Below are 12,230 nucleotides of genomic sequence, written 5' to 3' on the forward strand. Positions count from 1 at the left end.
TCTTATATTTTACGCATAAAAATACTAAGGCTGTTTTGGTAAGGAATATATTGTGACGGCAAAACCTCTTTTACAGTTATTTGTATTTGTTTTAGCAGTGAATGCTTTTTATGCGTACGCAGCCTTTTCTTACAATGACGTAAAACAGCTTCCTGATTTTCCAGAAAGCTATTATCAGCTAGATTCAAACGGTCAAATAGAGTGGCTAAAAAGCCGGCTTGATGAGTCACCGCATGAAGTCATCGAATATCAATTAACCAGAGCATTAGTTGCACAATATGTCCGCCAAGAGCTACTTGATAAAGTCGCTCAGCATTGTATTGATGTGCCACCCCAAGAACTTGACTTCCATTACCGCACACAATGTACTGAGCCGTTTTACGGTGATTATGATAAATATATCGAAGCCATGGTAGACATTGTGCAAGACGCTAATAATTCTGGTCAGTTCGAGATTGCAGCCAATAATATGGCAAGTATCGGATGGCGTCAGTCTCAGGCAGGTTACGTAACCGCTGCGCTTGAAAGTTTTGAAATGGCCTTATCTATGGCAAAAGATCTGGACCAAGATGCACTTGATGTGATCATGTTTAATACCGCCACCGTGTACATCGTTAATGGTGACATTACCTACATCAAAAAAGGCATTGATCTACTTAAAGAAATAAAACAGCATAGCTTAGAGGTGATTAATCGTGATCCTAAAAACGCACCTGAGCCAGTAAAACAAAACTACATCCTTTCGTCATTTAATTTGGGCATTGCGTACATGCTGCATTTAAATGATAACGATAATGCGCTTATTCATTTTAGTGATACGTTTGAATATAAAACGGCCTTGTCAACGGAAGCACTCAGCTTTGCAGCCCTTGCCGCAGCAGAATTAGGAAAGCATCAACAAGCAAAAAACTACATTGCAGAACATCAAGACTACAAAAATGGCAATATAGTGAAAGATACATATTTGGCGTGTTATCGCGAATTAGCAATTTATCACTGGGATAAAACGCAAAGCTTATCTCACTGCATTAATCTTCACCCTAACACTGCCGTAGAGGTTAAATTAGATCTCTATGAGCGCTTAATAGCACTTAACTATCAAGACGTTGAGCTCATCACCTTACGTAAACTTTACAAACTGTTTAATGAAAAGCTCATACCGCAATTGAAAAGCCGCGGGTCTAAAGCAGCATCAAATACCGAGCTGAACAGACTGCAACGCGAGTCAGAATTAAAAACGCAATTTATTGAGAAAGAGCGTGCTTTAAAGGTGGCAGAATCTGACAAGCGTAGTACGCAACAACGCTTATTCATTGCATTGTTCGTTATCTTATTTATGTCCATTCTATTTGTGGTGCTGCAACTACGGCAAAAACAAAAGCTGGCTCAGCAATTTGAAGAAATGAGCACGCGAGATCCGCTGACCAAATTAGGTAACCGTCGTTATTTAGAGCAACAGATTGAGCGTGAACTTTCTTTAATTAAACGTGACGTCATTGGCGGGCAAAAGTGTGCGCTAGGCATCTACATCATGGATATTGATCACTTTAAACAAATAAATGACACTTACGGCCATCAACTGGGTGATGAAGTACTCATCGAGTTAAGTAAACGGGTTAATCAAACCATTCGTAATACCGACTTATTTATCCGTTGGGGAGGCGAGGAGTTTGTGTACATTGCTCGCATCGACTCATGTGAGCGTTTGTCATACCTAGCGGATCGAGTAACAACCGCCATCAATAGCAAACCCTTTAAATTATCTAATAATACTGAAATTGAAGTCACCTGCACCATGGGCGCACTCACTTATCCATTTATCCAAAATGGTCCACCGCCTTATGTGGAGATTTGGTCAAAATTGATTAGCTTAGCCGATGCTGCTTTGTATTACGGTAAACGCAAAAAGCGGAACTGCTGGGTGGTAGTCAATAATATTTCTATTAATGAAGTGGAAGAGCTAGAAAAGTTATTGACCCAGCCATTGGAAGAGTCCCTAGAACAAGGAAAAGTATCCATCTATACCTCATACGATTAGGGGGATTACTCACCCTAATCGTGGCATTCGTTATTTTTTAAACGCCTTTTTCACAAAATTTGGCGTGGCCATTGCGGCCTGATGAATTTCACTATTGTAATACTCAGTGTCAAATGAAGCGGCGTCAGCATCATCCTGTCTAAAGCCATCAAAGGCCACTTCTTTACGTGCCATGGTGCAGCTCCACCAACCTGATGGATAAATCATCTGTGGAAAGTTGAGTGTTTGCAAATCAGCAAAGCCCACTTCTGTCATTGCGTCGCGCATTTCGCAAAGTAATGCTAAATGTAAAAGTGGCGAGTCACTTTGTTGCACTAAAATACCACCCGGACGAAGTGCTTTTAAACAGTTTTTATAAAACGCATGGTTAAACAAACCTTCACCAGGACCGACGGGATCGGTTGAGTCCACAATGATGATATCCGTTGATTCAGGTGCCGCGTCAGCCATAAACTTAATGCCGTCATCAAATTTTATGGTCGCACGAGGATCGTTATTCGACTCGCATAATTCAGGGAAGTATTTTTCAGCCATTTCCGTGACTACTTGGTCAATATCAATTTGGGTCGCGCTGGTCACTGAGTCATGTTTAAGTACTTCACGTAATGTGCCGCAATCACCTCCGCCAATAATCACCACATCTTTCGGACAAGGATGAGAATATAGCGCTGGATGGGCAATCATTTCATGGTAGAGAAAGTTTTCACGAGTGCTCACCATGGTACAGCCATCAATCAGCATAAAATTACCAAAGTCGGTCGTTTCATACATTTCAACTTTTTGAAATGGAGACTGCTTTTCTTCTAGCTTACGCGCAATACGTAAAGAAAATGCGCTGCCGCACCCTTCATGCTCTTCAGTTATCCACTGTTTAGGATCCAAATTCGTCATTAAAAATCTTCCTCGTACAAAATTTGCCGCAATTCTGCCAGCGTTACTAAAAACACACAATTTTTATTTAAAAGAATTGTTTTAATTCTAGGTGAATTCACTTTTTTCGCGATAAAATCGCGTCAATTTTACAGGCTATATACTCACCAGAGGCTGATGCGCTTAGATGGGTATACACTATTAGCATTCGATTTACGTTATCAAGGGGAAGTAAGGTATGAGCAAAACGCCATCATACGTCACTCAAGCCAAGTCTATTTACAATGTTGAACAATGGAGCGAAGGCTATTTTAATATTAATGACGCTGGTGAAATGGTTGCTTTTCCTGACAAAGACACGCAAAAGCAGGGCATTAACCTTTATCAATTATGCCAAGAATTTGCTGCCCATAACCTCACCTACCCTGTGCTTGTTCGGTTTACCGATATTCTACAAAATCGTGTAGACACCCTTGTGGATGCTTTTAAAGCGGCAAAAACGGAGCGAGATTACCAAGGTGAATATACTGCTGTTTATCCCATAAAAGTGAATCAGCAATATTCAGTGATCAAAAAACTACTTGCTCATCACAGTGGCAAGGTGGGATTAGAAGCAGGCAGTAAGCCAGAACTCATGGCTATTTTAGGTGCTGGTACCACCCCACTTAAAATTGTGTGTAACGGCTATAAAGACAGTGAATTTTTACGTTTGGCTGCCATTGGCCAACGTATGGGGCATCAAATATATGTGGTGATTGAAAAAATTACCGAACTGCGCACATTGCTTACCGAAATAGATAAGCTTGGCTTCGCTCCCATGATAGGTATCCGCATTCGATTAAACTCTGTTGGTAAAGGTAAGTGGCAAAATACGGGCGGTGAAAAAGGTAAATTTGGTTTAACAGCTAGCCAAGTGCTGGAAGCTGTAGACATTCTTAGAACGGCTAATAAGCTCGATTTATTGCAGCTGGTGCATTTTCATATTGGTTCACAAGTCGCAAACATCCGCGACATTCATCAAGCCTTGAACGAGTGTGCTCGCCACTATGCCGAGCTATATCAATTACATGTGCCTATTAAAACCGTCGACGTCGGCGGCGGGTTGGGTGTTGATTATGAAGGTTCGGGATCACGTAGCGCATGCTCCATGAACTATACCGTGGCCGAATACGCCAAAAACGTAGTCAATGCGTTTGCTGACGTTGCAAGACAGCATAACTTGCCTCAACCCAATATTATTACCGAGTCTGGCCGTGCGATGACAGCACATCATGCCGTGTTAATTACGGATGCCATTGATATAGAAAAAGCACCCGACGACATCAATATTCCTCAACCCGCCCTTGACGCACCCAACGATATTACCGCGTTATGGCAGGGCTATCATAAAATTCATGAACGTAATGCATTAGAAATTTACCATGATGCAGTGCATCACTTTTATGATGCACATGTGCAATATGTTCATGGCATGATGACGCTACAACAATGGGCGCAGCTAGAACGTTTATATTTTGCGACTTTACATAAAGTAAGAAAACACTTAAATCCGAATGCACGCGCGCACCGCGAAATATTAGATGAGCTCAATGAAAAATTAGCCGATAAACTGTTTCTAAACTTCTCATTGTTTCAATCAATGCCAGATGTATGGGGAATAGAACAATTATTCCCCATTACCCCTATCAACCGAATGAATGAGTCGTTAGAAAATCGTGCAATTATTCAAGATATTACCTGTGACTCCGACGGCCAAATTCGTCAATATGCTGATGGTGCAGGTATCGAAACCAGCTTGCCAGTGCCTGAATATCGTGATGGTGAAGAATACTTAATGGGCATGTTTATGGTGGGCGCTTATCAAGAAATTCTGGGAGATTTACATAACTTATTTGGTGACACCGACTCGGTGCACGTTGCGTTAAACGATGATGGTTCACACACGTTAAGTCAGGTTATTAAGGGCGACTCTGTTTCCGACGTACTTAAGTTTGTCCATTTTGACCCTGCACAGTTACGTGAGTCATACCACATACAGCTAACACGTTGTCATGGATTGAGCGAACAAGAAAAAGCACAGTTTCTTGCAGAATTGGATGCAGGCTTGGATGGATACACGTATTTTGAAGATTAATAAGGCTTAACCCGCCTCATTTCAGCGTACACGTGTGATTAATAAAATGATACCGTTGAGCCATACTTTTGGGTAAAATCTCAGCAGTTATGGTTCATGGTACGTTTTCGATATAAGAGTGATGTATGCTGCATTTTCTACCTAAACCGATTCTCGGTTGTTTTTCATTTTTAATGTACATGGTCAATACGCTGTTTTGGGTTGTTCCCATTGTATTTTTGTCCTTTTTTAAGTTTCTGCCGATTAAGCCGTGGCAACGCTTAATTACCTATGCGTTAGATAGCTGCGCATCGGCATGGATAAGTATTAATGGTTTTACCCAAAACATCACCACAAAAATTAAGTGGGATATCACTGGTCTAGATAAATTATCACCAAAAGAATGGTATTTAGTGGTGTCTAATCATCAATCATGGGTCGATATTTTAGTACTGCAACGAATATTTAATCGCCGTATTCCCTTTTTAAAGTTCTTCTTAAAAAAAGAACTCATCTACGTACCATTTTTAGGCGTAGCGTGGTGGGCACTCGACTTCCCATTTATGAAACGTTATAGCCGTAAATTTTTAGAAAAACATCCACATCTAAAAGGCAAAGATATTGAGACAACACGAAAATCTTGCGAAAAGTTTAAGCATAAGCCTGTCAGCGTCATGAACTTTTTAGAAGGTACCCGATTTACGCCAGTGAAGCATAATCAGCAAGCGTCACCTTATCAGTACCTACTTACTCCCAAAGCCGGAGGAATTGCATTTGTACTTAATGCAATGGGCGAGCACCTTACTAAGTTACTGAACGTAACGATTTATTACCCTAAAAAAGTACCGACATTTTGGGACTTTATTTCTGGCAAAGTAAACGAAATTAGTGTGCGGGTTGATGTACAAAACATCGATCGCAGCTTAATTGGCGATTACTCTGACGATCCAGAGTTTAAAAGTAAATTCCAGCTTTGGGTTAATCAACTTTGGCAAGCCAAAGATGCAGAACTAAAGCAGCTAACAAAACATGAGGTTAACTAGCATGTTATCGTTTTTACCTGGATTCTTAATGATCCCATTCTCCTTTACCTTATATTCATTAAACTTAGCTTTTTGCGGGATGATTATTTTATTTGGCGGCATTCTTAAGTTGCTATTACCCTTCAGCGCCTGCCATCGCGTTAACTACACAGTTATGCATGCGGTTTATCGCTTATGGGCCATCATAAATTTTTCAATTATGCGCTTAACTAACCCACTCCAGTGGGAAGTGGAAGGTGACGATAAATTAGATTTAAAAAGCTGGTATTTAATTATTGCCAATCATCAAAGCTGGATTGATATATTAGTGATCAGCCAATTTGCCTTATTCAAAATACCTGCACCTAAATTCTTTTTAAAAGAAGAATTACGCTGGGTACCGTTTATTGGCACTGCATGCTGGGCACTAGACATGCCCTTTATGAAGCGATACAGCCGTCAATATTTAGAAAAAAATCCGCACTTAAAAGGTAAGGACATCGAAACCACTAAAAAATCGTGCGAAAAGTTTAAAGATCATCCAACCAGCATTATCAACTTTGTTGAAGGCACCCGTTTTACTGCTGAAAAACACCAAAAGACCGGTTCTAAATTCAGACATCTACTGGCTCCAAAAGCAGGCGGCATTGCCTTCACGCTGGCCGCAATGGGTGAGCAATTCGATAAAGTATTAAACATCACTATACTTTACCCAGACAACCAAGGCCGCGTTATGTTTGACCTGTTATCTGGCAACCTAAAGCGTATTCATATTCAAGTTGAGCAAGTAGAAGTCACTACAGACGTGATTGGCGATTACTTTAACGACGACTCTTTTAAAAATCGTTTTCAAGTATGGCTTAACGAAAAATGGCAACAGAAAGATAAACTTATTGCACAAATGCTAGGCTAGCACGTAACCTAGCAAAACAGCTGGGTAGTTGAAGCTGGTTGTTGCTCAAGTACGTACATGCAATTTTTGTGAATATATATTTTAATTAGTACTTCACTGCGTAGAAATATTTGATTATTATATCGCCACTTTAAATTCGTTGATGCATTCATAGAAGTAAGGTTGTTGTATGCAAACGCCAAAAATGCCTGATCACGAAGCTGAACGTGTCGCTTCGTTACATTGTTTAAATGTACTAGATACACCTAGCGAGGAACGCTTTGATCGTATCACCCGATTAGCTAGACGTTTGTTTAATACTAAAATTGCATTGGTCAGCCTGGTGGACAGTAATCGTCAATGGTTCAAGTCTTCCATTGGCTTAAATGCCACCGAAACTCCGCGCGATATTTCATTTTGTGGCCACACCATTTTAGGTGATGAACCATTTATTATTAATGATGCCTTAGCAGACGATCGCTTTCACGATAATCCATTAGTAACCGGCGAACCTAACATTCGCTTCTATGCTGGTTGTCCACTGACTGGCCCTAACGGCTATAAAATTGGCACATTGTGCGTGATTGATGATGAGCCTAAAGCGTTATCACACAACGACCTCCAAGATTTGATTGATTTAGCGTCAATGGTTGAACGTGAGTTAAGCGCTCTCGCGATGGCAACGATTGACGAATTGACCATGATCCATAATCGCCGCGGTTTTGAGTACAGCGCTCGAAAAAGTTTAGACTTTTGTCATCGCCAAGCCATGCCAGCTACGCTTGCTTACATAGACTTAAATCACTTTAAAACAATTAATGATACGTACGGCCATCAAGCAGGTGATCGTGCATTAGTTACGTTCGCACAAATGTTACAGCAGCAACTACGTGAAATGGACGTTTACGCGAGAATGGGCGGTGACGAATTTGCAATACTCTTAAATGATACTGACGAGTCGACTGCACACCACATTCTTACACGCTTCAGACAGTCTGTTGAAAACTTCAACCAGTCTAATAATTTACCTTTCCCGTTGAAGTTTAGCTTAGGATTAGCAACCAGTAAGCAAGAAGAAAAAGTCAGCTTAGAACACCTGCTACACCAAGCTGATACCAAGATGTATCAACAAAAACGCAATGTTGAATGTGTAGCTTAGTTGGCCTCAACTAAACTACTTTTTACGAACCAAGTAACCTATAAACGTTAATTGCTACTTAAATTTTACCGTTTTATCAGAGCGAACATAGGTTCTTGTTTCAGGTGGTAACCATTTACCATGTTTTAAATATGACGTTGCAACTTCCATTTTATCGCCTTTAAGCGTGCTAGTTGACTTCACCTTGGTGATCCCCTTACTCATTGCACTTTCACCCGTTACCTCTTCATAAGCAACAAAGGTTTTATCGTCAATCACTTCCATTTCACCCGTCGTGTAAAAGTCGGCGGTTGTAAAATAGAAAAACACTATTTTCTGCTTTTCTTTATCCCAAAAAACTAACGACTCACCGCCGTAAGCTCCCTCGTTAATTGAATGCAAAGTGCGCAGTGCTTTACCATTTAACGCTCGCTCCCAATGCGAAACATCTACCACAGTCGGTTTACCATCTTTTTCTTCAAATACGGCTTCCCATGTGCCTAAGTAGGGCTCAAACATCGCCAACTTAGGATCAAGTTTGGCTGACTCTCCAGCATGTGCGTTTATCATCACACTGTAAAAAAATAACACTGATAAAATAATTTTACGCATACATTGTTCTCTTTTATGTTGTAGTTATCGATTAATTGTATGTTTCTTCACAACTAATATGAAAGATCGTAAGACACTAGCTACACTGAGTGAAAGCAAAATATCCATTACTCATATATTGTAGAGGAAGATTATGTCTAAAGTCGCGATTTTATTCACCACGGGAATATTAGCATTCTCTGTTTCATTATCTGGTTGTAGCACTGCCGAACCCGTCGCAAAAGAGCGCTGTGATGAAGTGGTTAAACACAGCAAAAAAATACTCGGCGACAATGCACCCAGTAACAGTGAACTATTAAAACAATGCAAAGCCGCCACAGATGAACAGCGCGGTTGTGCTATGGCTGCAGATAAACCAATGAAATTATTGAAGTGTATGTAATCTAATTTACATTTCATGACATATTGAGTGGATACACACCCAGTTGTAACTCGTTGCCAAACGCTGTAGTTTAGTGGCTTACTAGCCACTCAAGCAGATATAAAGGAGACTTATCACTTGGCCATGAAAGATCTTATTCACTCTTTTCTCTCTCATTTACCCTACAGCGAGGCGCTCAGTTCAGTATCTAGTTTCGTTGTCTTTATACTTATCGGTCTTGTTACATTTTACGCAGTGCAACTGTTGTTTATGCCTGTTTTCTTCTCTGTTTTGGCTCGGATCACATCGTTAGAGGCTGTCCGTCCTCGACATAAAAAAGCGCTATCGCTCTACCTTTCACACCTTGGTTTTGTGCTAGTTTGGCTAAATTTCGAAGAGTTTTATATTGGTCATCTAGCGTCCATCAAAGGCGCGAGTTTTATTTTATCGCACATCTATTTCTACATCGTTGTGGGGTTAATTATTACCGCCATCTTAAATTTAATTGGTAGCTTGTATAACCAGCTTAAGTTCTCCCGTGATGTACCCATTAAAGGGCTCATTCAAGTACTCAAACTACTCACATTTATTGTTACCACCATTTTACTTATTAGTATTTTAGTGAATAAATCACCTCTATATTTGCTGTCAGGTATTGGTGCACTAACTGCAGTACTGATCTTGGTCTTTAAGGACACCATTTTAGGTTTTGTGGCCAGCATTCAAATAGCGGCTAATCGCTTAGTCGCCATTGGTGATTGGATCGAAGTGGAAAAATACGGTGCCGACGGTGAAGTGTTAGATTTAGGGCTCAATACAGTTAAAGTGAAGAACTGGGATAATACTGTTACCTCTATTCCCACTTATGCCTTAATCAGTGATTCTTTTAAAAATTGGCGTGGCATGCAAGAATCGCAAGGGCGTCGAATTAAGCGGGCAATTCTTATTGATATTCAATCGATTAAAGCAATTTCAGATGATGAAAAAACACAAATTAGTAAACAGTTAAATGACTTTCTATTCCAAGAGCGTACTCAAACTAACCTTGGCTTATTTCGCGAATACGTAGAAGCACAGTTAAAACATCACCCAAGGATCAACCATAATATGACCTGTATGGTAAGGCAACTTCCGCCAGGTGCACAGGGGTTACCACTTGAAATTTATTGCTTTAGCCAAGACAAAAACTGGGTCAGTTACGAGCACATTCAAGCAAGTGTGATTGAAAGCATTTATACTCAATTGGTTAATTTTGATTTACGTGCGTTCCAAGCCCCTACCGGGCAAGATTTTTCTACCATTTCACAACCCTCGGTATTACCGCAACTATCAGGAGAGCATTATGTACAGTGACAAACTAGGTGGCATTTGTTGGGCCGACTTAACCACAGATAACGCTTCGGAAATTCGCGATTTTTATCAATCTGTTATTGGCCTTGAGTCAAAAGGTGTGGATATGACAGATGATAAGGGCAACAAGTACCAAGATTATGCGATGATCTCTCCTGAAGATGAAAACGCCCAAACTGGCGTATGCCATCGCAAAGGCTGTAATAGCAAAATACCTAATCAGTGGTTGGTTTACTTTAATGTTGCCTCAATTGACGATGCAGTGACAGCCTGTGAAACCCAAGGAGGTAAAGTCATTGATCCGCCTCGTGCTATGGGCGAAAAACGCATGTGCGTGATTCAAGATCCAAGCGGCGCTTATGTGGGGCTAATTGGCGCATAACCTTACTATAACGCGTTAAATTGTATCGGTTAAACTGTACTAGTTAAACTGTATCGAGTTAACAAGTGCTACTAGCTCGCCTTTAATTAGGCGAGCCATCTATTCTACCGCTAGCCATACCACAATATGGCACACGGCTACTGTTACCGTTAATTGCGCTCGCAACCATTGATACCACTGCGGGTAATAACCATTCACACCAATGTTTTCTTCGGTCTTCCACAGCGCAATAAATGCCACACCCAACACAAATAAAGCGGCCTTCATTCCCATTAATATTGCGCCCCAAGCTAATAGTGAAAAGCCAATCGCAGTAAACGCGATTCTAGGGTTTACCGAAACTGCTGCACCTGCTTTTTCTGGTGACACTTTTAAAAAAGCAAGGGGCCATAATGCGCCAGCCATAAAGCTTAAAATAACCGCACTGTAAAATCGAAAAACAACGGCGGCGTTCAATGAAAACACGTTGACCGCTGGTAACCAAGTAACAATGGCTAAATAGATAAATGGGACTAAGCCTAAATAGCCGAGCGCTTTAATAATTGAAGGCATTTGGTTCTCATCCTGACTGTAAACAAAACATACTATGAAATACGTGGTAATAAACCAGCTAGGTCAAAAAGCAAAAAAGGAGCACTTTGCTCCTTTTTAACTGTACAAATAAGACTGTATTAAATAAACGGTGTTATTTCTTTGCTGATAAATGTGCAATTAATGCTTTTAGCTCAGCTTCAAAATTATTTCTGTCTAAGTCATCAAAAATAATTTTATATTTACCATTTACAATAAACGTAGGAACGCTAGTTAATACACCACGACGTGTTAATTCGTCTTGTGACTTTTTCATTGCGTTTGCTTTGCCTTTAACAGGAAAGCTTTTCATTAATTTATCAAACTTTTCGCCATCTACGCCTTGTAAAACAAATAAGTTGCGAATGTCTTTCTCAGAAGTGAACGGCGCGCGTTGCTTGTGAATATATTCAAAAATGGCTTTGTTTAATTTATCTTCCATTTTTAAATGTTTTGCTACTACCATTGCACGTGTTAGTGCGTGTTGAATTTCAGGCGATGCTGCACGAAGGAAGTCAACATGGCTTTTTTCAAATTTCACACCTTCAGGTAAGTTACCTTTAATACTTTTCACTAAAGGTTCAAAGTTAAAACAGTGCGGACAATAAAAAGAAAAGTATTCTTTTACTTCAGGCTTGCTTGATTCCATTCCTTCAAAAGTAGTGTAATGAGTACCTTCTTCAAACTGTTTAGCACATGCCGTTAAAGGCAATAATAACGTAATAAAAATAAGGGTAATCAGTTTTTTCATAATTAATATCTTATGGTTAGTTAATTATCAAGCGTTAAACACGCCTGTTGTATGACGTTGTCAAATCTGACGCTAGATTAGCATAATTCAACTAAAAAGCAGCAGCCCTATATAGAAATTTATATCTTCGA

At 40.1% G+C, this 12,230-nt stretch carries 12 protein-coding genes; 8 read left to right on the forward strand and 4 right to left on the reverse strand.

What is annotated here, in order from left to right; translation table 11 throughout:
- Window positions 1-52 precede the first annotated feature (52 nt).
- Window positions 53-2,038, forward strand: a complete 1,986-nt coding sequence (locus HUU81_RS16090; protein ID WP_199609916.1) for a GGDEF domain-containing protein — start codon at window positions 53-55, stop codon at window positions 2,036-2,038.
- 30 nt (window positions 2,039-2,068) lie between these two features.
- On the opposite strand, the gene speE is transcribed toward HUU81_RS16090, so the two are convergent.
- Window positions 2,069-2,929: a polyamine aminopropyltransferase gene (gene speE, locus HUU81_RS16095; protein WP_199609917.1), complete on the reverse strand. Its 861-nt coding sequence runs from the start codon at window positions 2,927-2,929 to the stop codon at window positions 2,069-2,071.
- 217 nt (window positions 2,930-3,146) lie between these two features.
- On the opposite strand from speE, the gene speA reads away from it, so the two are divergent.
- From speA to HUU81_RS16115, 4 genes are all read left to right on the forward strand, one after another.
- Entirely contained in the window at window positions 3,147-5,042 is a 1,896-nt protein-coding gene (gene speA / locus HUU81_RS16100) for a biosynthetic arginine decarboxylase (protein ID WP_199609918.1), read from the forward strand.
- Between the two features lie 125 nt (window positions 5,043-5,167).
- Window positions 5,168-6,064, forward strand: a complete 897-nt coding sequence (locus HUU81_RS16105; RefSeq protein ID WP_199609919.1) for an acyltransferase — start codon at window positions 5,168-5,170, stop codon at window positions 6,062-6,064.
- A 1-nt stretch (window position 6,065) separates the two neighbouring features.
- Window positions 6,066-6,956 (forward strand): acyltransferase, encoded by an 891-nt coding sequence (locus tag HUU81_RS16110; RefSeq protein ID WP_199609920.1) that lies wholly within the window; start codon window positions 6,066-6,068, stop codon window positions 6,954-6,956.
- 169 nt (window positions 6,957-7,125) lie between these two features.
- Window positions 7,126-8,094, forward strand: coding sequence for a sensor domain-containing diguanylate cyclase (locus HUU81_RS16115; RefSeq protein WP_199609921.1), 969 nt, complete (start codon window positions 7,126-7,128; stop codon window positions 8,092-8,094).
- Window positions 8,095-8,148: 54 nt separating this feature from the next.
- On the opposite strand, the gene HUU81_RS16120 is transcribed toward HUU81_RS16115, so the two are convergent.
- The gene (locus HUU81_RS16120) at window positions 8,149-8,685 is read right to left on the reverse strand and encodes a hypothetical protein (RefSeq protein WP_199609922.1); all 537 of its coding nucleotides are present in this window, start codon (window positions 8,683-8,685) and stop codon (window positions 8,149-8,151) included.
- A gap of 133 nt (window positions 8,686-8,818) precedes the next feature.
- On the opposite strand from HUU81_RS16120, the gene HUU81_RS16125 reads away from it, so the two are divergent.
- The 3 genes from HUU81_RS16125 to HUU81_RS16135 all read left to right on the forward strand — a co-directional run bounded on the left by HUU81_RS16125 (window position 8,819) and on the right by HUU81_RS16135 (window position 10,778).
- The gene (locus HUU81_RS16125; RefSeq protein WP_199609923.1) at window positions 8,819-9,067 is read left to right on the forward strand and encodes a hypothetical protein; all 249 of its coding nucleotides are present in this window, start codon (window positions 8,819-8,821) and stop codon (window positions 9,065-9,067) included.
- Window positions 9,068-9,184: 117 nt separating this feature from the next.
- Window positions 9,185-10,399: a mechanosensitive ion channel family protein gene (locus tag HUU81_RS16130; RefSeq protein ID WP_407644828.1), complete on the forward strand. Its 1,215-nt coding sequence runs from the start codon at window positions 9,185-9,187 to the stop codon at window positions 10,397-10,399.
- On the forward strand, window positions 10,389-10,778 hold the full coding sequence (locus tag HUU81_RS16135) for a VOC family protein (protein WP_199609924.1): 390 nt from the start codon (window positions 10,389-10,391) through the stop codon (window positions 10,776-10,778). The genes HUU81_RS16130 and HUU81_RS16135 overlap by 11 nt, the downstream gene beginning before the upstream one ends.
- Window positions 10,779-10,877: 99 nt before the next feature.
- Here the strand turns inward: HUU81_RS16135 and HUU81_RS16140 are convergent, their stop codons facing one another.
- The gene (locus HUU81_RS16140; protein ID WP_199609925.1) at window positions 10,878-11,330 is read right to left on the reverse strand and encodes a DUF3429 domain-containing protein; all 453 of its coding nucleotides are present in this window, start codon (window positions 11,328-11,330) and stop codon (window positions 10,878-10,880) included.
- Between the two features lie 133 nt (window positions 11,331-11,463).
- Window positions 11,464-12,099 carry a thiol:disulfide interchange protein DsbA/DsbL gene (locus tag HUU81_RS16145; protein WP_199609926.1) on the reverse strand — a complete coding sequence of 212 codons (636 nt, stop codon included), beginning with the start codon at window positions 12,097-12,099 and terminating at the stop codon, window positions 11,464-11,466.
- Between the last annotated feature and the right edge of the window lie 131 nt (window positions 12,100-12,230).

This window comes from Flocculibacter collagenilyticus (genome assembly GCF_016469335.1).
GTDB lineage: Bacteria > Pseudomonadota > Gammaproteobacteria > Enterobacterales > Alteromonadaceae > Flocculibacter > Flocculibacter collagenilyticus.

Coding starts and splice junctions, on each gene's coding strand:
- speE (WP_199609917.1), bottom strand. CDS start 2,929: ATGACGAATTTGGATCCTAAACAGTGGATAACTGAAGAGCATGAAGGG.
- speA (WP_199609918.1), top strand. CDS start 3,147: ATGAGCAAAACGCCATCATACGTCACTCAAGCCAAGTCTATTTACAAT.
- HUU81_RS16105 (WP_199609919.1), top strand. CDS start 5,168: ATGCTGCATTTTCTACCTAAACCGATTCTCGGTTGTTTTTCATTTTTA.
- HUU81_RS16110 (WP_199609920.1), top strand. CDS start 6,066: ATGTTATCGTTTTTACCTGGATTCTTAATGATCCCATTCTCCTTTACC.
- HUU81_RS16115 (WP_199609921.1), top strand. CDS start 7,126: ATGCAAACGCCAAAAATGCCTGATCACGAAGCTGAACGTGTCGCTTCG.
- HUU81_RS16120 (WP_199609922.1), bottom strand. CDS start 8,685: ATGCGTAAAATTATTTTATCAGTGTTATTTTTTTACAGTGTGATGATA.
- HUU81_RS16125 (WP_199609923.1), top strand. CDS start 8,819: ATGTCTAAAGTCGCGATTTTATTCACCACGGGAATATTAGCATTCTCT.
- HUU81_RS16135 (WP_199609924.1), top strand. CDS start 10,389: ATGTACAGTGACAAACTAGGTGGCATTTGTTGGGCCGACTTAACCACA.
- HUU81_RS16140 (WP_199609925.1), bottom strand. CDS start 11,330: ATGCCTTCAATTATTAAAGCGCTCGGCTATTTAGGCTTAGTCCCATTT.
- HUU81_RS16145 (WP_199609926.1), bottom strand. CDS start 12,099: ATGAAAAAACTGATTACCCTTATTTTTATTACGTTATTATTGCCTTTA.